Genomic DNA, 26,876 nt, shown 5'->3' with positions numbered 1-26,876 from the left:
CTCAGGCGGTGCTGTTATAGGTGCGGCCCAGTGAGGCCGGGGCGTTCAGGCGCATCTTGCGGCCGTCCATCGACAGGATCGAGATGGCGACGATCGTGGCGATATAGGGAATGCTGGTCAGCAGCTGCGACGGCACCCGGATCCCCGCCCCCTGCACCAAGAGTTCGGCGATCGTGGCCAGCCCGAACAGATAGGCGCCGATGACCAGCCGGTCCACGCGCCAGGTGGCGAAGACCACCAGCGCGACGACGATCCAGCCGCGCCCGGCGATCATCCCGTCCGACCACAGCGTCGCCGAGACGGTGGCGATGAAGGCGCCCGCCAGCCCGGCCATGAAGCCGCCGGTCATGATCGCCAGGAACCGGGTCATCAGCACGCTGTAGCCGATGGCATGGGCCGATTCCGGCGATTCGCCCACGGCGCGGATCACCAGCCCGACCCGCGTGCTGCGCAGCATCCACCACAGCCCCACGGCCAGCAGCGGCGCCAGATAGACCAGCAATGAATGGTTGAACAGGCCCGGCCCGATGATCGGGATCTCGGACAGGACCGGGATCGGCATCCGCTTCATCGGCGCGACCGTCATCCCCTCATAGGGCTTACCGATCAGCCCGGACAGGCCCAGCCCCAGGATGCCGACCGCGATGCCGGTGGCGACCTGGTTTCCCAGCGCCAGCAGGACCACCCCCGCGAACAGCACCGACAACGCGACCCCGGCCAGCCCGCCCGCCCCCAGCGCCAGCCAGTGGCTGCCGGTCGCCATGATCGTGGCGAAGCCGACGACCGCCCCCAGCGCCATCATCCCCTCGATGCTGAGATTGAGGATGCCCGAGCGTTCGACGATCAGCTCTCCCATCGCCGCCAGCAACAGCGGCGTCGCGGCCAGCAATGTGCCCGACAGCAGGAAGACAAGCATGGTTCCCATCAGTTCGCCCCCTGTTGCGTGATGTCGCGCCGCCAGCGCACGCGGTAATCGACGAACAGCCGCGCGGCGATATAGCTGACCAGCAGCACCCCCTGCAGCGAGGTGTTCACCGCATAGGGCACCCCGGCCGAGGCCTGCGCCATGTCGCCGCCCACATAGATCACCGCCATGAAGAAGGCCGCGAACAGGATGCCGATGGCGTTCAGCCCGCCCAGGAAGGCCACGATGATCGCCGCAAAGCCGTAGCCGGGCGACACCACCCGCTGCAGCTGCCCCAGCGGGCCGGCCACCTCGAAGACGCCCGCCAGCCCCGCCGCCGCCCCGCCGATGCACAGGCTCAGCCAGACCGCGCGCTTCTCTCGGAAACCGGCATAGCGGGCCGCATCCGGGGCCACGCCGCCGACCTGCAGCTTGTATCCGGTCATGCTGCGCTCGACGAAGATCCAGGCGGCGACGGTGGCCAGCAGCGCGACGATGATCGAGACATTCGCCCGCCCCATCCCGAACAGCGAGGGCAGCATCGCCACCTGCGGAAACAGCGCCGATTGCGGGAAGTTGAACCCGTAAGGGTCGCGCAGCGGCCCCGAGACCAGATAATACAGCAATTGCAGGGCGATGCTGTTCAGCATCAGCGTCACCAGGATCTCGTTCGCATTGAAGCGCGTGCGCAGGAACGCCGCCAGCGCCGCCCAGCCGATGCCGAACAGCATCCCGCACAGCGCCATGGCGGGCAGCATCATCGGGTTTACGCTGTCGTTGAACCACAAAGGCAGCAGGCTGCCGCCGATCGCGCCCAGCAGCAGCTGCCCCTCGGCGCCGATGTTCCAGACCTTGGCGCGAAAGCCGATCGCCAGCGCCTGGGCGATGATCAGCAGCGGCGCCATCTTCAGCAGCACCTCGCTGAGATTGTAGAGGCTGGACAGCGGCGCGATATAGAGCTGCCAGATCGCGCGCGAGGGCGCGACGCCCTGCGACGACATCAGGACGACCGCCGCAAGGATGGTCGTGGCCACCGCGATCAGCGGCGCCAGCAGGGCGCGCGGGCCGGTCCTGCCGATCCTCGGCTCGACGATCCAGGGAAGCCGCATCATGCCGTCGCCCTCGCCTCGGTGGCATCCGGCGACAGGAAACCGCCGGTCATGTAGTCGCCGATGGTCGAGACCGTGGCCTCGGCCCGGCCCAGCGCGGGCGACAGGCGGCCGCGGAACAGCACATGGATGCGGTCGCTGACCTCGAACAGCTCGTCCAGCTCCTCGCTGATGACCAGGATGCCGACGCCCGCGTCGCGCAGGTCGATCAGCTGCTGGCGGATCAGCGCGGCCGCGCCCACATCGACGCCCCATGTCGGCTGCGCGGCAACCAGGACCTTGGGTTTCAGCCGGATCTCGCGGCCCATGATGAACTTCTGCAGGTTGCCGCCCGACAGGCTGCGCGCCTCGGCATCGGCGCCGGTGCAGCGCACGCCCATCTCGCGGATGCAGGTTTCGGCGAAGGCGCGCATCCGCGACCGCTCGATCAGCCCGCGGCGCACCATGCCCTGCGCATGGCCGGTCAGCAGCGCGTTTTCCGCCAGCGTCATCTCGGGGACCGAGCCGCGGCCGTTGCGGTCCTCGGGGACGAAGGCCAGCCCCAGATCGCGGCGGCGGCTGGCATCCATGTCGCCGCAGCCGCTGCCCAGGATCCGCACCAGGTCGCGGCGGCCACGGTCCAGCACGGCCTCGCCCGACAGAAGCGCCGCCAGTTCCTTCTGGCCATTGCCCGAAATTCCGGCGATGCCGACGATCTCTCCGGGATAGAGCCGCAGGTCCACGTCATGCAGGCCGGTGCCGAAGGGATCGTCCGAGGGCTGCGACAGGCCCCGCAGTTCCAGCACCGGATCGCGCCCCGGCGTCGGCGCCGAGCGTTTCGGATGCGGGATTTCCCGCCCGATCATCAGATGCGCCAGTTCCGAGGCGCTGGCCCGGCGCGGGTCGACGGTGGCCACGACCTCGCCCGCGCGCATCACCGTGGCGCCGTGGCACAGGCTGCGGATCTCCTCCAGCTTGTGGCTGATGAACAGCACGGCGCAGCCCTGCGCGGCCAGCTCGCGGATGGTGTCGAACAGCGCCGGGATCCCGCTTGGCGGCAGCACCGAGGTCGGCTCGTCCATGATGATCAGCCGGGGCTCCTGCAGCAGGCAGCGGATGATCTCGACTCGCTGGCGTTCGCCCACCGACAGCGAATGGACCAGCGCAACGGGGTTCACGGGCAGGGAAAACCGCTGGCCGATCTCGCGGATGCGGGTCGTCAGCCGCGCCACGCCGCCGGGCACGGTCAACGAGATGTTCTCGGCCACCGTCAGCGATTCGAACAGCGAGAAATGCTGGAAAACCATGCCGATGCCCAGCTTGCGCGCCTGCGCGGGACTGGTCAGCACGACCGTTTCGCCATTCCAGCGCATTTCGCCCGCATCGGGGGGAAAGACCCCGTAGATCATCTTCATCAGGGTGCTTTTGCCCGCGCCGTTTTCCCCCAGCACGGCATGGATCTCGCCCGGCCGGATGGCCAGCGAGACGTCGCGGTTCGCAACCACCGTCTGGAATGCCTTGGTCACGCCGCCCAGTTCCAGCAGCGGCGGACCGGCATCGGCGGACCGAAGGTGGCAGGCGGCTGTGACGGCCATGCCCATGTGTCGACTCCCTGTTATGTCTGCCTGGCTTGCGGGCACCCTGCCCGCTGCCCGGCTAGATGTTCAGCACCAGCAGCCGGGACGTGCAGCGCGAGACGCAGGGCATGATCAGCCTGCCGCCCTCCTGCTCGTCCGGGCTGAGGTAAAGGTCGTTATGCTCAAGCTCTCCTTCCAGCACCTCGGTGATGCAGGTGCCGCAGACGCCCTGTTCGCAACTGGTCTTGATCTCGATCCCCGCCTCGCGGATGACCTCGATGATGGTGCGATCCGAGGGCACCACAAGCTCGATCCCGCTTTTGGCAAGGCGCAGCACGAATTCGCCCTCGCCCGGCGTCAGAACCGGCACCTCTGCCGAGAAATGTTCCAGAACGATCGCGTCGGCGGGCCAGCCGGTCACCTCGGCGCAGTGGCAGACGATGTCCATGAAGGGATTGGGCCCGCACAGATAGACCGAATGCCCGCCGCCGCGCAGGATTTCCTGCAGGATCTCGGTCAGCAGCGGCGGCACCAGCCCATAGTGATAGGCGACACGATGCGACCAGTCGCTTTCCAGGATCAGATCGCGAAAGGCGATCTCGCTGTTCGAGCGCGCGAAGTAATGCAGCTCGAATTCCTGCCCCTCGGCGGCCAGCACCTGCGCCATGCTCAGCAGCGGCGTCACCCCGATCCCGCCCGCCAGCAGCACCCGCCGCCCGCCCCTGCCCGGCAGCAGGGCGAAATTGTTGCGCGGGGCGCCGATGCGGATGGTGCCGCCTTCCTTCAGCTGCGTATGCATCGCGCTGGAGCCGCCGCGCCCGTTCAGCTCGCGCTTGACCCCGATCAGGTAGCGGCTGCGGTCGGCCGGATCGTTGACCAGCGAATATTGCCGGGTGATGCCGGGGAACGGGGAAATCGAGATATGCGCCCCGGCCTGGAATGGCGGCAGGGGCTGGCCGTCCAGCGCCTCGAATTCGAAGCTGCGGATCTCGGAAGTCTCGGATCGGACCTTGCGGATGCGGACCTCGAATTCGCCGTCAGCCGTCATCAGACATACTCGGGAATGCCGGACATGGCATGGAAGCCGGGCAGCTTGCGGAATTCGCGCAACCAGTTGCGGATCGCCGGGTATTCCTCGTGCCCGATGCCGCCATCGCCCGACAGCGCGACATAGGGGAAACAGGCCAGATCGGCGATGGTGGGATGGTCGCCCACGATCCAGGTAGCGCCGTCGATCTCGCGATGGGTCAGGTGATCGTCCAGGACACGGAAGGCCGCCCGCGCCGATCTGCGCGCCGCATCGATGTCCAGATCATAGCTCATCACGTCATGCAGCCGCGCGCTCGATGCCGCCATCAGCTCTCCGCCCGCGAACATCAGCCACATCATCACCGGGCCGAAGCGGGCCGGATCGCGCGGCAGCCAGGTCCCGCCACCGTCGTATCTGTTCGCCAGATGGCACAGGATCGCCTGCGCGTCGCGCAGCACCAGCCCGTCATCCTCCAGCACCGGCAGCTGTCCCAGCGGGTTGATCGCCAGGAACTCGGGCCTCTTGTGCTGGCGGCCGGGATAGAAATCCACCTGCCGGCGATCATAGTCCAGCCCCAGAAAGCCCAGCATCAGCCGGACCTTGTAGCAGCTGCCCGAAAGCGAATAGTCGTGAAGCGTGATCGTCATGGGTCAGGCAGCCTGCTTTTCGTAGATGCCGAAACGGATATCCATCGCCTTCAGCCAGCGGCGGAACGCGATCGAGCTGGCATCCGCGCGGGTCGGCAGCTCATAGGTCGGATCCAGCGGCAACAGCGCCGGGCGCTGGTTTTCCAGGATCACCCGGTCCTGCAGGAAGATCGACTGCTGGAAATCGGCGATATCGGCGGCGGTGTTCTCGTTATCGACGATGGCCATCGGCATATAGGCCAGGCAGCGCGTCTCGGTCAGCGGCTGGATGAAGACGCAGATCGCGTCGTTGCGGTCGGAATCCTCGCTGATGTTCTTGTACAGCATGACACTGAAGGGCGACATCACCCGGTATTGGTAGCGCGTCATCTGCCCGCCCTTCACCGCCTTCGAGGCGGCGGGCTGGAAGAAGGTGCAATCCACCGCCCAGATCTCGTCCACGTCCTTGCGGTGTTCGGTGCGATAGGCCAGCACCTCGGTCTTGTCGGTCGCCCCCAGCGTATCGACATGGATGAAGGAAAAATGCGCCATGTCCAGAAAGTTCTCGACCAGGCGATAGGGGCTGGTGTTCACGCCGACATTGCCGCAGCCGACGACGATGCGGTCGGGCTCGTCGAATTCGGCGATCTCGGGCAAGGGCCGCGAGGGTTCGCCCAGGGTGGTGAAGATGCAGGTATAGCGGGTCTGGACCGGCAATTCGCGCCCTTCCGCGCCGTCCTCGCCGATCTCGGCGATGCGATAGCCGTCCCCGGCCTTGCGGGTGATGCGGATCGGCTGGCCCAGAACCATCGTGTCATGGCTGGCGCCCGGCCGGATCTGGCCCAGCCAGCCGCAGGCGATCCATTCGTTGCGGGCAACCGGATCGGTCGTCGCGGTCATGGCGTTTCCCTCCGTGTCAGTTGTTTTCGATGCGGTTGCGCAATTGCACCACCTGCCGCGCCAGCCCGTGCCGCCCCTCGGCCGTTGCCGCCGGGCCGCGCGCGACGAAATGCACCCCGGTCGATCCTGCGTCGACCGGCTGGAAGGCCGCCGCCAGCCGGGTGCCGTCGGGCATCTCCAGCGTGACGACATCGCCATCGCTCACCGTCCCGTCCCATTCGGCCAGATCACCCGCCACCGCCTTGCGGGCCTCCTGGACGCCGCCGGTCAGGAAGATGCTGCGGACCGCCACCCAGCCCTCATCGGCGCCCAGGTCGGGCAGCGCGGCCTGCGGATCGTCGGCCAGATTGGTCCAGATCAGCCCGTAACGGCGTTCCACCGCGTGACGCCTGGCGCAGATCGTTTTCGGCGGGGTCAGGTCGGGATGCGCCGGGATCTGCCTGCATTGCCCGTCGGGCGCATAGCCCCAGCCGTGATAGATGCAGCGCAGCTGCTCGCCCTCGACGAAACCCAGGCTCAGCCTCATGCCGCGATGCGGGCAGCGATCCTCCCACGCGTTCACCTGGCCCGAGGCGCTGCGCCACAGGGCCACGGCATAATCGTTCACGATGACAGGGTTGCTGGACGAGGCGCGGATCTGGCTGTCCAGCGCCACCGCGTTCCACTGATCGGGGGGCATTCACAATCTCCGTTGCACTTGGGCTGCGTCAATCTGTCCCCAGCTTACGAAGGCTTGCGACGGCGTGCATAGACAGCTATTTTGAAACATATGTTCAAGAATGTTGAACGCCGATGAATCTCGAAGACATCACCGTGTTCCTGCAGATCGCCGCCGAAGGGTCGCTGACCGGCGCGGCGCGGGCGCTGTATCGTCCCAAGGCGACCGTCAGCCACCAGTTGCGCCGGCTGGAAGAGGAGATCGGCGCGCCGCTGTTCATCCGCTCGGCCAACCGGCTGGTGCTGTCGGATGCGGGGACCGAATTCCTGGAACATGCGCGGACCATCCGGCGGGCCTGCGAACGCGGGCTGGACAGCGCCCGGACCAGCCAGAAGAACGCGCAGGGCACGATGCGCATCGGCTCGACCGGGGAATTCGCCTCGAACCTGATCGCGCCGCTGATCCTGCATTTCGCGCGCCACAATCCCGGCCTGCGGCTGGACCTGACCGTGGTGCGCCCGGACCTGTTGCTGAGTTCGCGCGAAAGCTATGACTGCCTGCTGTATCTGGGCGAACCGCCGATGCCGCAGGTGGCCGAGATGACCGGCCGCCTGCTGGGGCGGTTTTCCTTCGGGCTGTATTGCAGCCCCGGCTACCTGGCCCGCCATCCCGCGCCCGAGGCCCCGACCGAGCTGCGCCAGCATGACCTGCTGGTCTATCACAACGCCGAAAACGTCACCTTGTGGGAATTGCGCAACGGCGATCAGGAATACAGCCTGCATCCCCATTCCAAGCTGCTCAGCAACGATTACTGGGTCATCAAGCTGTCGGCCATCCATGACCACGGCATCTGTTTCGTGCCGAAGTTCTTCGCCCGGCTGGAGGTCGAGCAGGGCCTTCTGGTGCCGGTGCTGCCCGACTGGACCTCGCGCGAGATGCCGCTTTACGCGCTGTTCGCCAGCCACCGGCTGCGCAACAGGCAGATCGCCGACCTGGTCGATTCCCTGACGCAGAATTTCGTGGACATGCAGACCTATCTCTACACCGCCTCGGCAAAGAAGGAATTCTTCAGGTAGCCGTCGGCGATCGGGCGCAGCCCTGTCGGTCGTTCCCGTCCTCCAGTTCTTCCCGGAACGTCTCGATCAGCTGCTGCTTGAGGATCTTGCCGTTGGGAGAGGTCGGCAGGGCGGTCGTCACGATGATCCGCGAGGGGCACTTGTAGGCGGACAGCCGGGCCGCCGCGTGCTGGCGCAGGTCGTTCTCGCTTGTCCCGGTCGGATCATCGGTCTGGCAGAACGCCAGGACCTCCTCGTTGCCGCCCGCGATCTTGCGGCCGATCACGGCGGTCTGGATCACGCGGGGATGGTCGTTCAGCGCCGCCTCAACCTCGGGGGGATAGATATTGAAGCCGCCGCGGATGATCAGCTCGCGCGCCCGCCCGACCACCTGCAGGTTTCCGGCCGCGTCAATCCGGCCCAGATCGCCGGTGCACAGGAAGCCGTCGCTGTCGAAGGCCGCCGCCGTGGCCTCGGGGTTGCGGAAATAGCCGGGCATGACATGCGGACCTCGGGTCTGGATCTCGCCCACGCCGTCGGGACCCACGTTGCGCAGGCGCAGTTCGACCCCCGGCAGGGCGGGGCCGACGCTGACATCCGGCACGCCCGGCGGATTGGTGGTCAGGGTCACACCGGCCGTCGTCTCGGTCAGGCCATAGCCGTTCTGCAGCGCGACGCCGTAAAAGGCCTCGGCCCGCCGCTTCCAGTCGGGGTCCAGCGGCGCCGCCCCCGAGGAGACATAGCGCAGCCGTCCCGCCGGCAAGCGGTCCAGGCCACGGGCGGCAGCTTCCGCCATGACCAGCGCATGCATCTGCGGCACGGCGGGCAGCACGCTGGCCCCCGCTTGCAGCGCCTCCAGCACGGCCGCCGCCGAGAAGCGCGGAAACAGCCGCAAGGTCGCCCCGGCGGCCAGGCTCGCCACCGTCATCGAGGTGAGACCGAAGACATGGGTCATCGGCAGGACGCCGAGGATCAGGTCGTCGGACGTCATCCCGCGCATCCGCGCCGATGTCTGCCCGCCGAACAGAAGGTTCGCGTGGCTCAGCATCACGCCCTTGGGCGTCCCGGTCGATCCGGTGGTGTAAAGGATCACGGCGACCTGTCCGGATCCCGAGACCACCGGCTCGGGCGTAGCGGCCGGGATCGCGCCGGTGATGTGCAGATCGCCAAGCGGGGTGGCCCAGGGGGCCGCGCCCGCGGTCCCGGCATGGCTGGCTGCCGGGGGCGAGACATTGGACAGAAACACCGTCAGGCGGGCGTCGGTGTGCTGCGCGATGCGGCGCAGCTCGTGATCGGTCATGCGGGCATTGACCGGAACCCCGATCGCGTCCAGCCGGGACGCCGCCAGGATCAGGCCGGCCAGCGCCGCGCAGTTCTCGGCCACGATCAGCAGGCGGTCGCCGGGACCAAGCCCGCGCGCGGCCAGATCGGCGGCGATCCGATCCACCGCATCGGCAAGCCGGACATAGCTATGGCGCGTGCCGTCATGGTCGATCAGCGCGGTGGCGTCGGGCCGCGCGGCGCGCTGAGCGTCAAGCAGGTGATGAAGGCGCGTCGTGGTCATCGGTGGGTGTCCTCCTTCCCGGTCCGGCCCTCGGGCTGGGGCCTGCCGCGCCCGAAATCGGGCGTGCTGCGCTCAAGGCGGGCCTTCAGCCCGGCCGCGGCCTCGGGCGTGGCCAGGGCGTCGGCCATCGCATCCCGTTCCCGGTCAAGCTGGTCGTCGAAGCGGGCCTGGCCTGCATCCTCCAGCAGGCGCTTGATCGCGGCCTGCGCCCCGGCCGGCCCCTGGGCAAGGCGCGTCGCCTGTTCGCTGGCGCGGGCAATCGCCTGCCCCGGTGCCGCAAGATCGGTCACGACCCCCATCGCCGCCAGGACGGGCGCCGCGACCGGATCGCCCGTCAGGCACATCCGCGCCGCGAAGGATGCGGGGACCCGGCGCGCCAGCGAGGCGGTCAGCCCCCCGTCCGGCACCAGCCCCACGCGGACATAGGCGGCCGCAAAGACCGCATCCTCGGCCGCGACCAGCAGGTCGCAGGCCAGGGCGATCGACAGGCCCGCCCCCGCCGCGCCGCCTTCGACCGCGGCGATCACCGGACGCGGGCAGGCACGGATGGCGCGGATGGTCGCGTGCAACTCATCGATCCGCGCGCGGCGTTCATCGCGGCTCAGTGCGGCCCGCTGCGCCAGGGCATTCAGATCGCCCCCCGCGCAGAAGTAACCCTGCGCCCCGGTCAGCACGACGGCGCCCAGGCGATTCTCGGCTGCCGCCCGGTCCAGGGCCTCGCGCAGGACCGGGTGCATCGAGGGCGACAGGGCGTTGCGGCGCGCGGGATTGTCCAGCGTGATGCGCAGGTGATCGCCGCGATCCTGAACCCGAGCCTGGCCCTGGCTGTCGGACATCAGCCTTCCTCCGCCCGCTTGCCATCGGGCACGCGCTTGAACACCCCCGAGGCGGTGGCGATCAGCGTGCCGTCGTCATGGACAAGCTCGGCCGCCACGAACAGCAGGCTGCGGCCGCCGCCGGCCACGCGGCCCGTCGCGGTGACGCCGCCCTGACGGCCCGCCCCCACGAAGTCGATGTTCAGCGAGATGGTCAGGAACGGCCGCCGGCCACTGTCATCCAGCGTCAGGCTGGCGGTGGCGCCGCAGGCGCTGTCCAGCAGCATCGCGGCGATCCCGCCATGCAACACGCCGTGGCGGTTGGTGTGGCGCTCGTCCACGACCAGCCGGCAGCGGGCCTTCCGGTCGGGCTGGCCCACGTCCAGCACATAGCCGACCAGGCGCTGCGTGCCGGTTTCGTCCACGATCAGGCCGGGCGCGTCGCTCATGCCGCGCTGACCGCGATGAAGCGTTCCAGGTGATGGTCGCTGTCGCCAAAGCGCGCATCGGCGGCCAGAAGGCGTCGCGCCAGCGGGGCCAGCTCGTATTCCTCGGTCATGCCGATGCCGCCATGCAGCTGGATCGTTTCCTCGGCCACCTGACGGGCGACGCGGCCCAGCAGCGACTTGGTCGCCGCGACGTGGCGGTCGCGGTCCGGGCCGTCCAGGTGCCCGGCAAGGTTCCACACCGCCGACCGCGCCTGCTCGACCTCGGTCAGCAGGTCGGCCATGCGGTGCTGGATCGCCTGGAACGAGCCGATGGGACGGCCGAACTGCTTGCGGGTCCTGAGATAGTCGGTCGTCAGGTCGACGGCCCTTTCCATCACCCCCAGGGCATCGGAACACAGCGCCAGGATCGCGCCCGCCAGCGGGCGGTCCAGCAGGGCCGTATCGCCGATCCGCCGGGCGGGCGCGTCCGCAAGCGACAGTTCGGCCGCGCGGCCGCCATCCATCAGCCCATAGCCGCGCAGGGTCACGCCCCCGGCCCCCGCATCGACCAGGTAGAGCCCGTCGGTGGCCGCCACGATCAGGTGGGTGGCGTCCTCGGCGCCGTGGACGACCGACTTTTCGCCGGTCAGCCGGCCATCGGCGGCAGTCGTCCGGATGACGCCGTCATAGCGCTGGCCGGGTTCGTCCAGGGCGACCGCGATGCGCGCCGCGCCGCCGGCCGCGGCCTGGGCCAGATCGGTTTCGCCCGCTGCGGCCAGGATGCCCGCCCCCAGCACCACGCTGTCCAGCAACGGCGTCACCGCGCCCGCGCGGCCCAGGGTGCGGAACACCACCAGGATATCCGCGCCGCCGCCGCCAAAGCCGCCCGCCTCCTCGGGGATCAGCGCGGCGCCCGCGCCCAGGTCGAACAGGGCCGCGGCATCCGCGCCGCGCTCCAGCATGCGCGCCAGGCTGTCGCCCAGCATGGTCTGTTCCTCGGTGAAGCCGAAATCCATGACGCGATCTCCGTTACAGGCCCAGCAGGGATTTCGCGATGATCCCCCGCTGGATTTCGTTCGAACCGCCATAGATCGACAGCTTGCGGTTGTTCAGATAGGCGCGCGTGGCGGCCGCCGCCTCGGGCGGGCCGGGCGGCAGGGCGTCGTTGGCGCCCTCCAGGGCCTCGGACGGGAAGGCCAGCGCCCAGGGACCGACCGCCCGCCGGGTCAGGTCGTTGATGGCCTGCCGGATCTGCGTGCCCTTCAGCTTCAGCATCGAGCTTTCGGCCCCCGGCACCTGCCCCGCCGCGGCCTGGGCCAACATGCGCAGATTGGTGGTGGCCATGGCCATCAGGTCGATCTCGACCCGCGCCACATGGGCGGCGAACAGCGGGTTCTGGATCAGCGGCCTGCCGCCCGACACCTGCCCGCGGGCGATCCGCTTCAGCGCCGCAAGACCGGCGGTGGCAAAACCCACGCCCGCGATGTTGGTGCGTTCATGGGTCAGCAGATACTTGGCATAGGTCCAGCCCTTGTTCTCCTCTCCGACCAGGTTCTCGGCCGGGACGCGCACGTCGTCGAAGAAGACCTCGTTCACCTCGGGGTTGCCGTCCAGGAGGACGATGGGCCGCACCGTGATGCCGGGCGAGGTCAGGTCGATCAGCAGGAAGCTGATGCCTTCCTGCGCCTTGGCCGCCGGATCGGTGCGCACCAGGCAGAAGATCCAGTTGGCGTGCTGGCCAAGCGTGGTCCAGGTCTTCTGGCCGTTGACGACGTAGTGATCGCCGTCGCGCACCGCGGTCGTCTTGACCGAGGCCAGGTCCGACCCCGAGCCGGGTTCGGAATAGCCCTGGCACCACCAGTCCTGCCCGTTCAGGATGCGCGGCAGGAAACGGTCCTGCTGCTGCCTGCTGCCGAATTTCTGCAAGACCGGACCCAGCATGGCGATGCCGAAGGGCAGGACGCGGGGCGCATGGGCCAGCGCGCTCTCCTCCTCGAAGATGTGGCGCTGGATCGCGGTCCAGCCCGCGCCGCCGAATTCGCGCGGCCAGTTGCCGGCCAGCCAGCCCTTTTCGTTCAGGACGGCGTGCCATTCCTCGATCTCGGCCTTGCCCAGCTCCTGGAACAGCCGGACCTTTTCGGACAGCCGTTCGGGCAGACGGTCCCGCAGGAACTGGCGAACCTCGGCGCGGAAGGCCTGGTCCTCGGGTGAAAAGCTCATGTCCATGTCGGGTGTCCTCAGAAAATCTCGATCAATCCGGCGGCGCCCTGGCCGCCGCCGATGCACATGGTGACGACGCCCCACCTGGCCCCGCGCCGGCGGCCCTCCAGCAGCATGTGTCCCGCCATCCGCGCGCCGGTCATGCCGAAGGGATGCCCAATCGCGATCGAGCCGCCATTGACGTTGTACTTGTCGGGGTCGATGCCCAGCCGGTCGCGGCAATAGAGCGCCTGGCTGGCGAAGGCCTCGTTCAGTTCCCACAGGTCGATGTCGTCCACCGACAGTCCCGCCCGTTCCAGCAGCCGCGGGACGGCGAAGACGGGACCGATGCCCATCTCGTCCGGCTCGCATCCCGCCACGGCGAACCCCCGGAAGGCACCCAGCGGCGACAGCCCTTCGCGCGCGGCGGCATCGCCGTCCATGACGATCAGCGCCGCCGCGCCGTCCGACAGCTGCGAGGCATTGCCGGCGGTGATGAACTTGCCCGCGCCCTTGACGGGTTGCAGCGCGGCCAGCCCCTCAAGCGTGGTGGAGGGGCGGTTGCATTCGTCGGCGTCCAGCGTGACATCCTCGTGCCGGGTCTCGCCGGTCGCCTTGTCGGTCACGGCGCGCGTCACCGCCATCGGCACGATCTCGTCGGCAAACAGCCCCGCAGCCTGGGCCGCCGCGATGCGCTGCTGGGACCGCAGGGCGTATTCGTCCTGCGCCTCGCGGCTGACGCCATAGCGGGCGGCCACGATGTCGGCGGTGTCGATCATCGGCAGATACAGGTCGGGCCGGTGCGCCTCGATCCAGGATTCGCGCGAATGGCGGGGCGGCGGCTGGACCAGGCTGATCGATTCGACGCCGCCCGCCAGCACGGCCTGCGCGCCTTCCTGCCGGATCATCTGCGCGGCCATCGCCAGGGCTTGCAGGCCGGATGCGCAGAAGCGGTTGACGGTCGTGCCTGCCACGCCGACCGGCAGGCCCGCACGCAGCACGATCTGCCGGGCGATGTTGCCGCCGGTCGCGTATTCGGGATAGCCGCAGCCCCAGATGCTGTCCTCGATCAGGGCCGGGTCGATGCCGGCGCGTTCGACCGCCGCTGCGGCGACATGGCCGCCCATCGTGGCGCCATGGGTCAGGTTCAGGCTGCCCCGCCCGGCCTTGCCGATGCCCGTGCGGGCGGTCGAGACGATCACGGCGTCCTTCATTCCCTGTCCTTTCCGGTGCTGATGTCGGCCAGCGTCCCGCCCCCGGCCGCAAGCCGCGCCAGCAGCGGAGAGATCTGCCAGAAATACGGATCTTCCGCGGCAAACCGGGCGATGTCGGCCGCGATCCGGTCCAGGCCCTGCGTATCGGCCCAATGCATCGGCCCGCCCTTCCAGCGGGGAAAGCCATAGCCGTGCAGCAGCACCACATCGATGTCCGAGGCGCGCGCGGCGATGGATTCGTCAAGGATCCGCGCCCCTTCATTGACCATCGCCGCCATGTAGCGCGACTGGATTTCCTCGGCGGAGAACCGGCGCGGGGCGATGCCCAGATCAGAGCGGATACCCGCCAGCAGGTCGTCCATTTCCGGGTCGGGGCGGCCCTGCGGACTGTCCTGGTCGTAGATGTAGTAGCCGCGCCCCGTCTTGCGCCCCAGCCGCCCGGATTCGACCAGCCGGTCGGCAAAGACCGGCACCCGTTCGCGCGCATCCCGCGTGGGCGCCTTGCGCTGGCGCGTGGCATAGCCGATGTCCAGCCCGGCCAGATCGCCCACCTGATAGGGGCCCATCGGGAAACCGAGGGCCACGACGGCCTTGTCGACCTCGTAGGGCGAGGCGCCGTCAAGCACCATGTGGTCGGCCGCCGTGCGATAGGCCAGCATCATCCGGTTGCCGATGAACCCGTCGCAGACCCCGGACCGCACCCCGACCTTGCCCATCTTCCTTGCCAGGGCAAAGGCCGTCGCCACCACGTCCGGGGCAGTGCGATCCGCGACGACGATTTCCAGCAGGCGCATGACATTCGCGGGGGAAAAGAAATGCAGCCCGATCACGTCCCGAGGCCGTGCCGTGGCCGCGGCGATCAGGTTCACATCCAGATAGGACGTGTTCGTCGCCAGCACCGCGCCGGGACGGCAGACGCGGTCGAGGGTGCGGAACACCTGCTGCTTGACATCCAGGCTCTCGAAGACCGCCTCGATCACCAGGTCCACCTCGGCCAGAGGGTCATGGGAGGACACGGCCCGAAAGGCCTGCGCCAGCATCCGTTCGGAGGCATCGGCGGCAAGCTTGCCGCGCTTGACCGCGCCGTCCAGCATTCCGCGGATGCCCCCGGCCGCCTTGTCGGCGGCCGTGTCGTCGCGTTCGACCAGCGTCACGTCAAGCCCCGCCGTCAGCGCCGCAGCCGCGATCCCCTGCCCCATCGTGCCGCCGCCGACGACGCCGATGCGGCCGATTGTCCGGGGCGCGACACCGGCCAGGTCGTCCTGCTGGGCCGCGCGCCGTTCGGCGAAGAAGGCATGGATCAGCGCCGCCCGTTCGGGGGTCTGCATCAGGTCCAGGAAGGCACGCCGTTCCAGACCCATGCCTTCGGCGAAGGGCAGGCCCAGGCCGGTGGCGATGGTGTCCAGGGCGCGGAGGGGCGCGACCTGTCCGCGCGCCGACCGCGACAGCCTGGTGCGCCATTCGGCCACCGCTTGGGGATCGACGGCGGGCGCGGGGGTCTCGGACAGGCGACGGGGACCGCATCCTTCGGCCAGCAGGCGCCGCGCCTCGGCCTCGCCGGCGGCGCGGGGGTCGGTTCCGTCTGCAAGCCGGTCGATCAGACCAAGCTCAAGCGCCGTCGCGGCACCGATCTGGCGGCCCGAGGTGATCAGGTCGATCGCCGCGTCAAGCCCGACCGCACGGGGAAGCCTTTGCGTTCCCCCCGCGCCGGGCAGCAGGCCCAGGCTTACCTCGGGCAGGCCCATGCGGGTTCCCGGAACCGCGACCCGGTAATGGGCGCCCAGGGCGATTTCCAGCCCGCCGCCCAGAACGGTGCCGTGCAATGCGGCCACGACGGGTTTCGGCGACGCCTCGAGCGCGGCGACCACATCCGGCAGGAAGGGCGGAACGGGCGGCTTGCCGAATTCGGAAATATCCGCGCCGGCGATGAAGGTGCGGCCGGCGCAGGACAGCACGGCGATCCGCGCCTCCGGGTCATCGGCCAGGCGGGCCACGGCCTCCGACAGGCCCTGCCGCACCGCCGCGGACAAGGCGTTGACGGGCGGGTTGTCGATCTCGATGAAGGCGATCGCGCCTTCGCGGCGATAGCTGACGAAGGACTGTTCGGTCATGCTCATGTCTCCGCGCGGATCATGCCGGGGGCCTGGCCGGTCAGCCGTTCCAGGGTGCGCACGGCGGCGGTCAGCCGGGGCCCGACCTCGGCCTCCATGCGCTCGACGGTGGCCTCGGCTGGCAATGCGCCGCAGGTGAAGATGACGGGCTCGGCCAGGTTTCCACTGCGGAAGGGGACCGAAACCGCATTATAGGCGGCCGGGCTGACCCCGCCCGCCGGGGTCGAGACGAAGCCCTGCCGGGCGATCTCGGCCCGCACCTGCGGCCGGTCGGCCAGCAGCTGGTCTATGGCGTCGCGATCCGACAGACCCTCGGCCAGAAGCCGGTCGATTTCATCCGGGGTCGCGGCGGCCAGGAAGGTCCGGGGCGACGAGAACGGCTGGAACGGGATGCGCTGCCCCACCTCGAGCCAGATCGAGGCCACATGCGTGGGCCGCCAGGTGCGGATCAGGACCATCTTGCCCCCGTCGCGCACCGCCAGCACGACCAGCGTCCCGGTCTCCTCGGCCAGCCGCTGCATCAGTTCGTGCGCGGGCGTCAGGAAGGACAGCGACGTGGCCGCGACATGGCCGACGGCGACCAGCGTCGGCCCCGGCCGGAACCGGTCGTCGCGCGGCGACTGGACCAGATAGCCCAGCTGTCCCAGGGTGAAGGTCAGCCGCGACACCGTCGATTTCGGCAGGCCGGTGCGCTGCGCGATTTCCGCGTTGCTCAGGCCGTCATCGGTCACGCGGAAGGCGCGCAGCACCGACAGGCCCCGTGCCAGGGTGGTCGCGAAGCGGGGATCATGCAGGTCGGTCATCGGCACCTCACAAGCCATTCGGGATGATGGTCGATATTGCAGGAACCAGGACCAGGATTGCCAGCACGACGATGTCCATCGCCAGGAATCGCGATACCCCGGCGAAGATGGTGTCGACCTTGATGCTGCGGTCGGTCACATTGCCGATGACGAAGACGTTCAGCCCCACGGGCGGCGTGATCAGCCCGATCTCCAGCAGCTTGACCACGATGACGCCGAACCAGATCAGGTCCATGCCCATGTTGTCGACCATCGGGATGACGAAGGGCAGCGTCAGGACGATGATCCCCACCGGGTCCAGGAACATCCCCAGAAACAGGTAGAGCGCGCAGATCGCAAGCATCAGGACCAGATGCGACAATCCTGCCTCGGCAACCCATTGCGACACCATGCCGGCGGCGCCGGTCAGCGCGACGAAGGACACGAAGATCTTCGCGCAGGCCGCGATCAGGAAGATGGCCGAGGTCTGGACCAGGCTTTCGCGGATCGCCATCCACATCGAGCGCAGCGTGAGCGAGCCTTCCAGGAAGCCGATCAGGATGGTCAGGACGACGCAGATCGCCGCCGCCTCGGTCGCGGTGAAGATGCCGCCATAGATGCCGCCGATGATGACCGTGAACAGCAGCACCGCCGGCCAGGCCGAGATCGCCGCCCTGAGGCGCGCGCCCCTGGGCAGCGGCGTCGGGTCGATCGGGGCGGCGCCCGGATCGCGCGAAGTCCACCAGATGACCACGAGGATATAGCCCAGAAGCGTCAGCAGTCCCGGCAGGATACCGGCCAGAAACAGCTTGCTGATCGAGGTCTCGGTGAAGATGCCGTAAAGGATGAACAGCACCGAGGGAGGGATCAGCGAACCCAGCGTGCCGCCGGCGGCGACCGAGCCCGTCGCCAGCTTGGGATTATAGCCCAGCCGCAGCATCTCGGGGACGCAGATGCGGCCCATGGTCGAGGCGCAGGCAATGGACGATCCCGAGATCGCCGAGAACCCGGCGCAGCCCATCAGCGAGGCGACGCTGACGCCGCCGGGCACGCTGCGCAGCCAGACATTCGCCGCGTCATAGATGCGGGTGGTTATCCCGGTATGATAGGCGATGTTTCCCAGCGCCACGAACAGGGGGATCATCGACAGGTCATAGGAATGGATCAGCTCGAAAAAGCTGTTCACGACCATCGAGGAGGTGGGGTTGATGGCGCGCTCCGGCATGAAGCTGCCGCTGCGGAAGGCATAGATCAGGAAGGTGCCGACCGTGGCCACCCCCGCCAGCACGAAGGCGATCGGAACGCGCAGCGCCAGAAGAAGGATGACCAGCCCGAAGGCAACAAGTCCGATGGTGGATGCGTCCATCTCAGACAGACTCCTCTTCGGCATGGCTCTTGTCGGTGACGGTGCCCGTCCGGCGCAGTTCGGCGATGTCGCTCAGCGCCACCAGCACGAGGCGGATCATCATCACCATCAGGCCCAGCAGGAAGGCCAGCTTCATGGGCCAGCGGGGAATGCCCAGCTGCCCGTCGTAGAATTCCCCGGACGACCAGGATCCCGACAGGTTGCGCCAGCTGGCATAGATCAGCGGCAGCATGGCCAGCAGCGCCACGAACCATCCCATGATGATCAGGATCCCGCGCGCACGGGGCGACATCCGGTCGGTCACGAAGGTCACGGCGATATGGGCGCGGTTTGCCGTGGCGACCCCCAGCGGAAAGATGATCGTCGGGATCATCAGTTCGCGCACGATGATGACGATGTCGGGCACGCTCCAGCCAAGGATCTGGCGGCCGATGACGTTGGCGGTGATCGCCAGGGCCAGGGCCAGGGCCGAGACGACGGCGAATTCAAGCATGATGCGTTCGATGGCCTTCATGGCCGCAGCTCCCGGATTGGACAGGTGACGAAGCGGTCCGGACCTTGGCGAAGTTCAAGCCAGGCAGGGCTGCCGGGATCGCCGGCAGCAGGTGCCGCGGCGTTCCCGACAGGGTCGGATCCCGTGGGTCAGTCGGCGTCGGCCTGCGCCGCCCAGGGATAGCCCTGTTCGTCGCGCTGCCGGGTGTATTCCGCGATCAGCGCGGTATAGTCGTCGACCAGCGCCCGGCCATCCAGACCGGCGGCATCGGCGCGCCCGACCCATTCGTCCACATATTTCGTGCCCAGCTCCGCAAGGCGCGCGCGCTCCTCGTCCGAGATCTTCAGGATCGGGACATCCTTGTCCTCGAGGATCCGGATCGACCGCTGGTTCGCATCGGTCAGGATGCGCCCGAACTCGTCGGCAAGCTCTTCGCCCACCGTCAGCAGGACCTGCTGCTGTTCGGGCGGCAGCATGTCGAAGCTGTCCTTGTTCATCAGGATGCCCAGGGCGCCGATCTGGCCGAAGTCGATCTCGGTATAGCTGTCGAACACCTCATCGAACTTCAGCGCCTCGACCAGGTAGGGATAGGTCTGCGTGCAGTCGATCAGGCCGGTATCCAGTCCCTGATAGGCCTCGTAGACGGTCATGTCGACGGGGGTTGCCCCAAGGTCGTGGAACACCTTGCCATAGGCGCCGACGCCGCGGATCTTCACCCCCCTGACGTCGTCCAGGGTTTCGATGGTCTTGCCCTTGCACCCCACCTGCACCGCCGAGGTGGTGTAGGTGCCGATATAGACGAGGTTCTGGCGGGCCAGGTTTTCCCTGATCTGTTCGTTTTCGCGCATCAACCTGTCGGTTGCCTTCATTCCGACCCAGGGGTCCGGGTTCGGGATCGGCAGATCGGCCAGTCCATAGGTGATCATGTCCTGCGGGAAATAGACCCCGATGACCGAACCCATGTCGGCGACGCCGTCCCGGATCGACTGAACGGCGGCCTTTTCGGAAAACAGGGCGCCGCCCCAGTTCACATCGATGTTCAGTTCGCCATCGGTCCGGTCGGCAACCTGGTCCGCGAACCATTGGGTGGCCTCGGCACGGACGCCGCGATTGGGACCGGCCTCGCCATAGATCAAGCTCATGGCGGCGGCGGGCAGCGCGGCCGCACCGGCAAGACCGATCGTGACACAACCTGCGTTCAGAAAATGCATCGTGATTCCCCCTCTCCTGTTCCACTTGATGGCACATTGTTCCGATAAATGGAACACTATTTTCTCGGACATGAGGCTTGGCCGATGAAAAGGGGGGTTTCAGCAAGGGAAAGGCGTGCCTGACCGCATGGATCGGATCGGCCGCGAGCCGCGCCCGCGACGCCGCCCGTGGGCCCCGACAACCAGGACGGACGCGCCGAGGGGGCCGATCACATGGGCCCGTCAGGCGGCGGTTCGCGCCATCGCCGGCAAGGGGTCTCGTCGACGCCGGTCCGGAGCCGATCCGCTATCCGGCAAGAGCGTCGGGAAATTCTTCCGAGAGCAAGGCATGGGTCCGCGCGATGATCGCATTGACCCGCGCCGGCGACAGGCCGAACTGTTCCGCAAGCCGGTTCTGCGCCTCGCCCCGCACCCGGTGCCGCAGAAAGACCTCCTTGTCGCGGCGGGGGCAGGTGTCGAGCAAGGCGTTCAGCTGGCGCAGGGCCTGCCGCCCGGCCACGCAGATTTCGGGATCGCTTTCCGAGGTGGCGGGGTCGATCCGTTCGCCGGTCACCAGGGGCCGGTCCCGGCGCAAGCGGTCGATGGCCAGGTTGCGGATCATCCGCCACGCGAAATGCCGCGGCCGCTCGATCCTTGGATGGCCTTCCTTGCGGGACATGCAGCGCAAGGCGGCTTCCTGCAGCACGTCCTCGGCCTGGTCCGGCGCCCCCAGAATGCGGGCCGCTTCGCACAGGAACAGATTACGATTCGCGATCAGTTCCTGCAGGACATGGGACAGAGCGGCCTTCCCCTCGGCAGGGGCTGAATCGTGGCGTGTCATGTGAACTCCACCGAAGGCATCGCCGCAGGTCAGGTTCTGCGTCGGGGCGATGCTGGTTTCCGTCTGCCGCTGCAAAGCTTCGGTGGATGGCCTTCGGGTCGCACAACCATCGGATGAGTTCAACCGCAGGGCGCGCAGCATCTTCCCGATGCGCGCCCTTTTGCCGATGTCATTCGGCGGCAATCAGCCGGCGCGCGCGGAACGTCTCGGCCGCAGCCGCGATTTCCTGCGCGCGGACCGCCAGGATGGACAGAAGCGTGTCGGACAGCCCGTGCGTGGGCTCGCTGTAACCCTGCACGTAGATGGCGGGGCGGAAGCCCTGCCGCATCGGCAGCCGGTAGAAACGGTCCGGCTGTTCGGCTTGCATCCACGGCGACAGCCCGGCCAGAACCGAGGCCGCCAGATCGCGCCGATAGCCGGTGCCGAGGATGACATGGTCATAGGTCATCTGGTGGCGCCCGGCCGGTCCCTCCAGGGTCAACGCGATCCCGCCGGGCAGCGCCTTCGCGGCGATGGGTCGGGTATCGCGCAACAGGCGCAGCCGCGAGCCGGCCTCGACCTCCTGCTCGTAGAGCAGGTCATAGATCTTCTGCAGCAGGTCCAGATCGGCCACGGCGTAATTGGTGCTTGCGAAATCGTCCAGCAGCGCCTTGCGCCGCTGCGGGTCCATCCCGAACATCAGCTGGGTATGGTCGGCGCCGAAGATCTCGTTCACGAAGGGGCTGTCGTCGGAGGGTTTCAGCGCATGGCCGCGCAGGATCAGGTCGACCGCCGGCGCGGCGGGATGGCCGGCCAGTTCGGCGAAGATCTCGGCGGCGCTCTGCCCCCCGCCGAGAACCGCGACATGCTGGCCCGGAGCGACATGCGGCAGCACGGCGCCGGTGAAATCGTTGGAATGGCTTATCCCCGGCAGGCCCCGCAACGCCCCGAACGGTTCGGGCCAATTGGGCTGCCCGCCGGGCGCCAGAACGATCTGGCGGGCAAGCCGCAGGCTGCGCTCTCCGGCGCTGTTTTCGGCATGGATGCGCAGATGGGTGACCTCGCCCCGCCGCTCGGCGGGCTCGACCGCCGTTACCCGCTGGTCATAGGCGCAGACATCGCCCAGCTTGGCCGCGGCCCATGACAGATAGTCGTTGAACTCGACGCGGCTGGGAAAGAACGTCTTGCGGTTGATGAAGCGTTCCAGCCGGCCCTTGTCGTGCAGATAGCACAGGAAGGAAAAGCGCGAGGCCGGATTGTGAAGCGAAACCAGGTCCTTGAGGAAAGAGACCTGCATGTCCGCGCCGTGGATCATCATGCCGGGATGCCAGGCGAAGCCGGGCCGCGACTCCAGGAAGACCCGGTCGAGGCCGCTGCCGCGTTCGTGCAGCGCGATGGCCAGTGCCAGATTCGAGGGGCCAAAGCCGATGCCGACAAGGTCGTGGATGCGATCGCTCATGGAAGGCTCCTTACAGAATGATCGAAGGGGAAAGGCGAAGCGGCTGGCCATCGCTGCCAGAGGGCCGCGCCCAGAGGCGTTCCTCGAAGAAATGCTGGCGCTCTAGGCGAACCAGGGCCGCGCGCTTGTGGGTGAAGTCGAAATTGCGCAGCCGGGCGAAGCCGCTGCGGGTCAGGTTGCGCAGCTGCTGTTCATGGTTCGCCCGCGGCTCGCCCAGAATGGCGTCGCAGCGCGGTTCGGCCAGAAACATGTAATGCATCAGCGAGGGCAGCCAGGCCGTCAGATAATCGGCGCCGCGGATATCCTCTTCGCCGATCAGCACATGCCAGCCGCGATCCCACGGAGCGCAATCATGCGCCGCGCCAAGCCGGTTCTCGCGCGCCCAGTAAAGTTCGAAATAGGCAAAGTCGCGCCCGTCCAGCGCACCGATCACCGGCAGGATATGCGGATCGGCAAGGAGGCGCTGCAGATAGGCGCGGTGCTGCCGGAGGCTGCCTTCCTCTTCGAAAAAGGCGGCGACGCGCGGGTCGTTCTGCCAGCGGTGAAACAGCGGCAGATCCTTCATGTCCAATGCGCGCAGGGTGAACCAGCGGTCCAGCCAGGGAATGAAACGGCGGTAAAGCAACCCCTGCGGTTTCGGCGGGCGCAGCGGGTGGCGTCCATGCGGGCCCCGGACGAAATATTCCGGCCATGGCGGTGCGGGATGGACCAACCACCGGTCCGGCACCTGCCACAGCAATGCCGGAAACACCGCCAGGCCGTCGCCGTGCCGCAGGGCGATGCCGCGTTGTTGCAATGCGGGCGCCAGGTCTTGCCAGCCGTTCCCGTCCAGCAGGATCACGCTTTCGCCGCCGATGGCGGTCAGCGCCTCGAAGGCGGCCAGCGCGGCGGCCAGCCCGCCTTCCGGGGCGGTCAGCCGCAGCCGGCCGCCGCCTTCGTCTGTCACCTGCAGCCATTCTTCGAGAGGGCCGGAAAGATGCAGCCGGTCGCCGTCATGGCGGGCAAGGATGGGAGGGGGAAGATGATCGAAACTCATGGATCCGTCCTGATCGTTTCTTGTCAGCAGACGCATCGGCGGGGGTGAAATTCACCCCGCCGGCGGAATTCAACGCAAGGCGAAGACGGTCTGGATGGCGCGGTTCACCGCGACCGGCAGGACCGACATGTGGTTTTCCCCGGCATAGGTTTCGTATCGGACCGTCAGTCCGGGCAGGCGCGCCAATGCCTCGGCCATCTCTTCGGCGGCGGCGCGCGTGCGCAGGCGGGCCTTGTCGGCCAGCCGCTGCGCGGCATCCTCGGCGCCCTCCTGGAAGGGGGCCAGCCGGTCGCCTTCCCATTCCCCTGCCGACAGGTGGATCGTCAGCGGCCGACCACCGGGATCGAAGCGGTCGAGATGGGACAGAAGGAAGCCGTCTTCCCAGGTGATCGAGGGGCTGGCCGCGATCCAGTGGGTAAAGGCGTCGGGCCGGGTGAACAGCAGCCACAGCGCGAAAAGCCCGCCGAAGGAATGGCCGAACAAACCCTGCCGTGCGGGGTCCAGCCGTGTCTGCCCGGCCAGGAAATCGCGCACGTCCTCCAGCACGAAGCGCGCCATTTCCGCCCCGCCGCCGGTGCGCACCTCGGGCGTGTCCGGCCAGAAGGGCGGATAGCTGCGTCCCGGCGGCGGGCCCAGATCCCAGCTTCGGCGGAAGGGGTCATAGGCCTCCGCGGTCGGATAGCCCACCGCGATCAGCGCCCCCCAGGCGATATTGGTACCAAGCGGATAGGCGGCCTGCGCGCGCATCGCATCGACCGCCGTGCCGATCACCGCATTGCCGTCGGTCATGGTCAGCGACGGCCAGCCCGCATCCGGCATCCTGCCCGGCGGCAGCCACAGAAACAGCCGGCGGACGGCGCCGGTCGCCCGATCCTGCAGATCGAACCAGCGCGTGCCGCCGCCATCGGCAATCCCCTGGGCGACCGGCGACAGGCTCATCGCCGGGCCTCGTCGATGGCGCTCAGCACATCGGCGACCAGTGCCTCGGGCTCCTCCAGCCCGGCGGCGAAACGGATCGAGCGCGGGCTGACGCCGAAGCGGCGGAAGGAATTGGCGCTGCCCGACAGGCCGAGGGCGGCCTCGGCGGGGATGACAAGGCTCTCTGGTCCACCCCAGCTGACCCCGATCTTCGTCAGCCGCAGCGCATCGGCAAAGCGCGGGATGTCGATGCCCTCGGCCAGGTCGAAGGCGAAAAGGCCGCCGAAACCCGACAGGCCCGCCCGTCCCGGATGATCGTGAAAGGCCGGATGCCTCAGCGCCGTGACCTCGGGGTGATCGGCCAGCGCCCGGCCAAGCGCCAGCCCGTTTTCCATGTGCCGCGCCATGCGCAGGTTCAGCGACCGCATCCCGCGCAGCACCAGCCAGGCATCGAAGGGGGACAGCTTGCCGCCCAGATAGTGATAGGCATCGTGGTTGATCCGGTCGATCAGCGCCTTCGGTCCCGTCACCAGCCCGGCGATGGTATCGCTGTGGCCCGACAGGTATTTCGAAGCCGCATGGACGATCAGATCGATCCCCGCCTCGGCCGGGCGCTGATAGAGCGGCGTCGCCCAGGAATTGTCGATGACCGAGATCACGCCCTCGGCCCGTGCGGCGGCGCCGATGGCGGCAAGGTCCTGCAAGGTGAAGGTCCAGCTGGTCGGGCTTTCCAGATAGACCAGCCTGGCGCCGGGCAGGGCGGCGATGACCGCATCCGTGTCGGCGCCGTCGACATATTGCGTGGTGACGCCGAATTTCCCCAGCACCACCTCGAACAGGCGGAAGGCGTCGGAATAGAGGTTCTCGACCGCCACGACCCGGTCGCCCGCCTGCACGAAGGGAATGATCGCGGCAGAGATCGCCGCCATCCCCGAGGCAAAGCCGCGTGCGGCCTCGGTTCCTTCCAGCCGGGCGATCAGCGCCTCCAGCTCGGCGACGGTGGGATTGTCGCCGCGCGTATAGATGAAGCGGTCCGAGCGGCCGGCGAAGACCGCCGCCAGATCCTCGTAGCGATCGAAAAGGAAGGACGAGGTCTGGAAGATCGGCACGGAGGTCGCGTCATGCGGCTGCGTGGCGGCAGGCGCCAGCAGCGCCTCGGTCAGGGCGGGAGGGACGGGCGGCAGGTGGGTCATGCGGAAACTCCGTTCGGTGCGGCGCGCGGCAGGCGCCACAGGATGAGCGCGGCGCCGAAACCCGTCAGGGCGACGGCAAGCGCGAAGGAAAGGACAAGGCCGGAAAAGCCGAAGGCGGGCACCAGCAGCGCCAGCAGCGGCAAGAGCAGCCAGCAGGACGGTGCAAGGCCGAGCATGGCGGCGACGGCGGCGCGCTCGGTCGCCTGCAGCAGCACCTGCGCCACATGGCGCAGCGCCGCCAGCGGCAGGGCAAGGGCCAGAAGCCGCAGGGCGGGCTCGGCCAGAAGGGCGGTTCCGGGCGTGGCGGCGAAAAGCCGGATCGCCAGTCCCGGCAGGGCGAATGACACCATCCCCGCCAGGAATGCCGCGCCGCAGGTGATCGCCGCCAGCCATCGTGCGGCACGGTTCAGCCGCGCGCTGTCGCCCGCGCCCGCCGCATGAGCCAGGACCGCCTGCGCGCCCAGACAGAAGCCCTCGACCGGCAGGCTGGCCAGCATGAACAACCGCAGCACGATGCCCAATGCGGCCAGGCCCTCGACCCCGGCGGTGATGCCGGCGCCGCGATACAGCAGCAGCACCGCGCCGGTCGCCGCCAGTACGGTGGCGGTCTCGGGCGTGCCGACCCGCAGCACCGGGCCAAGCCCGCGCCATGCGGCAGCGCCGAAAGCCGGGCGCAGCAGGATCCGGCCCCGGCGACGCGCGAAATACCAGGCATAGAGCATCAGCGTGACCGACTGGGCCAGCACCGTCGCCGCCGCCGCGCCACTGACACCCCAGCCGAAGGTGAAGATGAACAGCGGGTCAAGCGCCATGCTCAGGCCGAAGCACAGCGCCAGGCTGCACATGCTGAAACGCGCATTGCCTTCGCCGATGGCGATGAAATCGCACAGGATCTGCACGATGCCCATCCCGGCGGCGACGGCCATCAGCGCCAGATAGGCCCGCGCCGGTTCGCGCAGCCCGCCGGTCGCTCCCAGCAGGTCCAGCAGCGGCTCGCGCCCCAACGTCAGCGCGGCGCAGGCCAGGGCGGCAAGGCACAGGCCCAGCCCCATCGCGCCCGAGGCGATCCGCCCGGCCGCCCTCGCATCGCCTGCCCCCAGCCGCCGGGCAATGGCCGTCGCCGTCCCCACTCCAAGCCCCACGCCCAGCGCGGCCGTCAGCCCGGCCAGGGGCAGCGCGAGGCTGACCGCCGCCAGCTCTTCGGTTCCCAGCCGGCCCAGAAAGGCGCCGTCCACGCCCTGATGCGCGGCATTCAGCGACAGCCCGCACATCGCGGGGGTGCCGGTCCTCAGAAGCAGCCGGGCCAGCCTGGGCGAGCCAAGATCGAGCGGGCGCATGGGTCATCCTGTCCTGTCGCCCTTCACTGACGTTCCGCCGGCGCCGAAATTCACCCTTCGGCAGAGATGGGCGGAAAAATTCGCACGGGGTGAATTTTCGCCGTTCCGATCCG

25 protein-coding genes are annotated in these 26,876 nt (G+C 68.4%); 1 reads left to right on the top strand and 24 read right to left on the bottom strand.

Annotated elements, in window-relative coordinates; translation table 11 throughout:
• Position 1: 1 nt before the first annotated feature.
• The 7 genes from C9E82_RS13940 to C9E82_RS13910 all read right to left on the bottom strand — a co-directional run bounded on the left by C9E82_RS13940 (position 2) and on the right by C9E82_RS13910 (position 6,804).
• The gene (locus tag C9E82_RS13940) at positions 2 to 925 is read right to left on the bottom strand and encodes an ABC transporter permease (protein ID WP_122449307.1); all 924 of its coding nucleotides are present in this window, start codon (positions 923 to 925) and stop codon (positions 2 to 4) included.
• The gene (locus tag C9E82_RS13935) at positions 925 to 2,016 is read right to left on the bottom strand and encodes an ABC transporter permease (RefSeq protein ID WP_240643558.1); all 1,092 of its coding nucleotides are present in this window, start codon (positions 2,014 to 2,016) and stop codon (positions 925 to 927) included. The genes C9E82_RS13940 and C9E82_RS13935 overlap by 1 nt, the downstream gene beginning before the upstream one ends.
• Entirely contained in the window at positions 2,013 to 3,587 is a 1,575-nt protein-coding gene (locus C9E82_RS13930; RefSeq protein WP_119898441.1) for an ABC transporter ATP-binding protein, read from the bottom strand. The genes C9E82_RS13935 and C9E82_RS13930 overlap by 4 nt, the downstream gene beginning before the upstream one ends.
• 61 nt (positions 3,588 to 3,648) lie before the next feature.
• Positions 3,649 to 4,617: a PDR/VanB family oxidoreductase gene (locus C9E82_RS13925; protein WP_119898439.1), complete on the bottom strand. Its 969-nt coding sequence runs from the start codon at positions 4,615 to 4,617 to the stop codon at positions 3,649 to 3,651.
• Positions 4,617 to 5,246 (bottom strand): glutathione S-transferase family protein, encoded by a 630-nt coding sequence (locus C9E82_RS13920; RefSeq protein ID WP_119898438.1) that lies wholly within the window; start codon positions 5,244 to 5,246, stop codon positions 4,617 to 4,619. The genes C9E82_RS13925 and C9E82_RS13920 overlap by 1 nt, the downstream gene beginning before the upstream one ends.
• Before the next feature lie 3 nt (positions 5,247 to 5,249).
• Complete coding sequence (locus C9E82_RS13915) at positions 5,250 to 6,125, bottom strand: aromatic ring-hydroxylating dioxygenase subunit alpha (protein WP_119898437.1); 876 nt, start codon at positions 6,123 to 6,125, stop codon at positions 5,250 to 5,252.
• A 16-nt stretch (positions 6,126 to 6,141) separates the two neighbouring features.
• The gene (locus tag C9E82_RS13910; protein ID WP_119898436.1) at positions 6,142 to 6,804 is read right to left on the bottom strand and encodes a Rieske (2Fe-2S) protein; all 663 of its coding nucleotides are present in this window, start codon (positions 6,802 to 6,804) and stop codon (positions 6,142 to 6,144) included.
• A gap of 113 nt (positions 6,805 to 6,917) precedes the next feature.
• Between C9E82_RS13910 and C9E82_RS13905 the strand changes: the two genes are divergently transcribed.
• On the top strand, positions 6,918 to 7,859 hold the full coding sequence (locus C9E82_RS13905) for a LysR family transcriptional regulator (protein ID WP_119898435.1): 942 nt from the start codon (positions 6,918 to 6,920) through the stop codon (positions 7,857 to 7,859).
• On the opposite strand, the gene C9E82_RS13900 is transcribed toward C9E82_RS13905, so the two are convergent.
• The 17 genes from C9E82_RS13900 to C9E82_RS13820 all read right to left on the bottom strand — a co-directional run bounded on the left by C9E82_RS13900 (position 7,852) and on the right by C9E82_RS13820 (position 26,763).
• Positions 7,852 to 9,402, bottom strand: coding sequence for a class I adenylate-forming enzyme family protein (locus tag C9E82_RS13900; protein WP_119898434.1), 1,551 nt, complete (start codon positions 9,400 to 9,402; stop codon positions 7,852 to 7,854). The two genes, C9E82_RS13905 and C9E82_RS13900, sit on opposite strands and share 8 nt — an antisense overlap.
• A complete protein-coding gene (locus tag C9E82_RS13895) occupies positions 9,399 to 10,238 on the bottom strand; it encodes an oxepin-CoA hydrolase, alternative type (protein WP_119898433.1) in 840 nt (279 codons plus the stop codon). The genes C9E82_RS13900 and C9E82_RS13895 overlap by 4 nt, the downstream gene beginning before the upstream one ends.
• Positions 10,238 to 10,666, bottom strand: coding sequence for a PaaI family thioesterase (locus C9E82_RS13890; protein ID WP_119898432.1), 429 nt, complete (start codon positions 10,664 to 10,666; stop codon positions 10,238 to 10,240). Before C9E82_RS13890 ends, C9E82_RS13895 begins: the two co-directional genes overlap by 1 nt.
• A complete protein-coding gene (locus C9E82_RS13885) occupies positions 10,663 to 11,661 on the bottom strand; it encodes an acyl-CoA dehydrogenase family protein (protein ID WP_119898431.1) in 999 nt (332 codons plus the stop codon). The genes C9E82_RS13890 and C9E82_RS13885 overlap by 4 nt, the downstream gene beginning before the upstream one ends.
• 13 nt (positions 11,662 to 11,674) lie before the next feature.
• Positions 11,675 to 12,871: an acyl-CoA dehydrogenase family protein gene (locus C9E82_RS13880; protein WP_119898430.1), complete on the bottom strand. Its 1,197-nt coding sequence runs from the start codon at positions 12,869 to 12,871 to the stop codon at positions 11,675 to 11,677.
• Between the two features lie 11 nt (positions 12,872 to 12,882).
• On the bottom strand, positions 12,883 to 14,058 hold the full coding sequence (locus C9E82_RS13875; RefSeq protein ID WP_119898429.1) for an acetyl-CoA C-acyltransferase: 1,176 nt from the start codon (positions 14,056 to 14,058) through the stop codon (positions 12,883 to 12,885).
• Positions 14,055 to 16,175, bottom strand: a complete 2,121-nt coding sequence (locus C9E82_RS13870) for an FAD-dependent oxidoreductase (RefSeq protein WP_338068118.1) — start codon at positions 16,173 to 16,175, stop codon at positions 14,055 to 14,057. The genes C9E82_RS13875 and C9E82_RS13870 overlap by 4 nt, the downstream gene beginning before the upstream one ends.
• On the bottom strand, positions 16,172 to 16,972 hold the full coding sequence (locus tag C9E82_RS13865) for an IclR family transcriptional regulator (RefSeq protein WP_119898440.1): 801 nt from the start codon (positions 16,970 to 16,972) through the stop codon (positions 16,172 to 16,174). Before C9E82_RS13865 ends, C9E82_RS13870 begins: the two co-directional genes overlap by 4 nt.
• Positions 16,973 to 16,979: 7 nt before the next feature.
• Complete coding sequence (locus C9E82_RS13860) at positions 16,980 to 18,317, bottom strand: TRAP transporter large permease (RefSeq protein WP_119898427.1); 1,338 nt, start codon at positions 18,315 to 18,317, stop codon at positions 16,980 to 16,982.
• Position 18,318: 1 nt separating this feature from the next.
• Positions 18,319 to 18,831: a TRAP transporter small permease gene (locus C9E82_RS13855; protein WP_119898426.1), complete on the bottom strand. Its 513-nt coding sequence runs from the start codon at positions 18,829 to 18,831 to the stop codon at positions 18,319 to 18,321.
• A 128-nt stretch (positions 18,832 to 18,959) separates the two neighbouring features.
• The gene (locus C9E82_RS13850) at positions 18,960 to 20,021 is read right to left on the bottom strand and encodes a C4-dicarboxylate TRAP transporter substrate-binding protein (protein WP_119898425.1); all 1,062 of its coding nucleotides are present in this window, start codon (positions 20,019 to 20,021) and stop codon (positions 18,960 to 18,962) included.
• 286 nt (positions 20,022 to 20,307) lie between these two features.
• Positions 20,308 to 20,841: a sigma-70 family RNA polymerase sigma factor gene (locus tag C9E82_RS13845; RefSeq protein WP_170162087.1), complete on the bottom strand. Its 534-nt coding sequence runs from the start codon at positions 20,839 to 20,841 to the stop codon at positions 20,308 to 20,310.
• A 169-nt stretch (positions 20,842 to 21,010) separates the two neighbouring features.
• Positions 21,011 to 22,279 carry a lysine N(6)-hydroxylase/L-ornithine N(5)-oxygenase family protein gene (locus C9E82_RS13840; RefSeq protein WP_119898423.1) on the bottom strand — a complete coding sequence of 423 codons (1,269 nt, stop codon included), beginning with the start codon at positions 22,277 to 22,279 and terminating at the stop codon, positions 21,011 to 21,013.
• A gap of 10 nt (positions 22,280 to 22,289) precedes the next feature.
• Entirely contained in the window at positions 22,290 to 23,315 is a 1,026-nt protein-coding gene (locus C9E82_RS13835) for a GNAT family N-acetyltransferase (RefSeq protein WP_205962174.1), read from the bottom strand.
• 69 nt (positions 23,316 to 23,384) lie between these two features.
• Entirely contained in the window at positions 23,385 to 24,254 is an 870-nt protein-coding gene (locus tag C9E82_RS13830; protein WP_119898421.1) for an alpha/beta hydrolase, read from the bottom strand.
• On the bottom strand, positions 24,251 to 25,426 hold the full coding sequence (locus tag C9E82_RS13825; RefSeq protein ID WP_119898420.1) for a PLP-dependent transferase: 1,176 nt from the start codon (positions 25,424 to 25,426) through the stop codon (positions 24,251 to 24,253). Before C9E82_RS13825 ends, C9E82_RS13830 begins: the two co-directional genes overlap by 4 nt.
• Positions 25,423 to 26,763: an MATE family efflux transporter gene (locus tag C9E82_RS13820; protein ID WP_119898419.1), complete on the bottom strand. Its 1,341-nt coding sequence runs from the start codon at positions 26,761 to 26,763 to the stop codon at positions 25,423 to 25,425. Before C9E82_RS13820 ends, C9E82_RS13825 begins: the two co-directional genes overlap by 4 nt.
• Between the last annotated feature and the right edge of the window lie 113 nt (positions 26,764 to 26,876).

This window comes from Paracoccus sigandri (genome assembly GCF_003709565.1).
GTDB classification, from domain to species: Bacteria; Pseudomonadota; Alphaproteobacteria; order Rhodobacterales; family Rhodobacteraceae; genus Paracoccus; species Paracoccus siganidrum.
The sequence above is the reverse complement of the archived record's forward strand: the minus strand, read 5'-3'. Positions and strand labels throughout refer to the sequence as shown.

Coding starts and splice junctions, on each gene's coding strand:
- C9E82_RS13940 (WP_122449307.1), bottom strand. CDS start 925: ATGGGAACCATGCTTGTCTTCCTGCTGTCGGGCACATTGCTGGCCGCG.
- C9E82_RS13935 (WP_240643558.1), bottom strand. CDS start 2,016: ATGATGCGGCTTCCCTGGATCGTCGAGCCGAGGATCGGCAGGACCGGC.
- C9E82_RS13930 (WP_119898441.1), bottom strand. CDS start 3,587: ATGGCCGTCACAGCCGCCTGCCACCTTCGGTCCGCCGATGCCGGTCCG.
- C9E82_RS13925 (WP_119898439.1), bottom strand. CDS start 4,617: ATGACGGCTGACGGCGAATTCGAGGTCCGCATCCGCAAGGTCCGATCC.
- C9E82_RS13920 (WP_119898438.1), bottom strand. CDS start 5,246: ATGACGATCACGCTTCACGACTATTCGCTTTCGGGCAGCTGCTACAAG.
- C9E82_RS13915 (WP_119898437.1), bottom strand. CDS start 6,125: ATGACCGCGACGACCGATCCGGTTGCCCGCAACGAATGGATCGCCTGC.
- C9E82_RS13910 (WP_119898436.1), bottom strand. CDS start 6,804: ATGCCCCCCGATCAGTGGAACGCGGTGGCGCTGGACAGCCAGATCCGC.
- C9E82_RS13905 (WP_119898435.1), top strand. CDS start 6,918: ATGAATCTCGAAGACATCACCGTGTTCCTGCAGATCGCCGCCGAAGGG.
- C9E82_RS13900 (WP_119898434.1), bottom strand. CDS start 9,402: ATGACCACGACGCGCCTTCATCACCTGCTTGACGCTCAGCGCGCCGCG.
- C9E82_RS13895 (WP_119898433.1), bottom strand. CDS start 10,238: ATGTCCGACAGCCAGGGCCAGGCTCGGGTTCAGGATCGCGGCGATCAC.
- C9E82_RS13890 (WP_119898432.1), bottom strand. CDS start 10,666: ATGAGCGACGCGCCCGGCCTGATCGTGGACGAAACCGGCACGCAGCGC.
- C9E82_RS13885 (WP_119898431.1), bottom strand. CDS start 11,661: ATGGATTTCGGCTTCACCGAGGAACAGACCATGCTGGGCGACAGCCTG.
- C9E82_RS13880 (WP_119898430.1), bottom strand. CDS start 12,871: ATGGACATGAGCTTTTCACCCGAGGACCAGGCCTTCCGCGCCGAGGTT.
- C9E82_RS13875 (WP_119898429.1), bottom strand. CDS start 14,058: ATGAAGGACGCCGTGATCGTCTCGACCGCCCGCACGGGCATCGGCAAG.
- C9E82_RS13870 (WP_338068118.1), bottom strand. CDS start 16,175: ATGAGCATGACCGAACAGTCCTTCGTCAGCTATCGCCGCGAAGGCGCG.
- C9E82_RS13865 (WP_119898440.1), bottom strand. CDS start 16,972: ATGACCGACCTGCATGATCCCCGCTTCGCGACCACCCTGGCACGGGGC.
- C9E82_RS13860 (WP_119898427.1), bottom strand. CDS start 18,317: ATGGACGCATCCACCATCGGACTTGTTGCCTTCGGGCTGGTCATCCTT.
- C9E82_RS13855 (WP_119898426.1), bottom strand. CDS start 18,831: ATGAAGGCCATCGAACGCATCATGCTTGAATTCGCCGTCGTCTCGGCC.
- C9E82_RS13850 (WP_119898425.1), bottom strand. CDS start 20,021: ATGCATTTTCTGAACGCAGGTTGTGTCACGATCGGTCTTGCCGGTGCG.
- C9E82_RS13845 (WP_170162087.1), bottom strand. CDS start 20,841: ATGACACGCCACGATTCAGCCCCTGCCGAGGGGAAGGCCGCTCTGTCC.
- C9E82_RS13840 (WP_119898423.1), bottom strand. CDS start 22,279: ATGAGCGATCGCATCCACGACCTTGTCGGCATCGGCTTTGGCCCCTCG.
- C9E82_RS13835 (WP_205962174.1), bottom strand. CDS start 23,315: ATGAGTTTCGATCATCTTCCCCCTCCCATCCTTGCCCGCCATGACGGC.
- C9E82_RS13830 (WP_119898421.1), bottom strand. CDS start 24,254: ATGAGCCTGTCGCCGGTCGCCCAGGGGATTGCCGATGGCGGCGGCACG.
- C9E82_RS13825 (WP_119898420.1), bottom strand. CDS start 25,426: ATGACCCACCTGCCGCCCGTCCCTCCCGCCCTGACCGAGGCGCTGCTG.
- C9E82_RS13820 (WP_119898419.1), bottom strand. CDS start 26,763: ATGCGCCCGCTCGATCTTGGCTCGCCCAGGCTGGCCCGGCTGCTTCTG.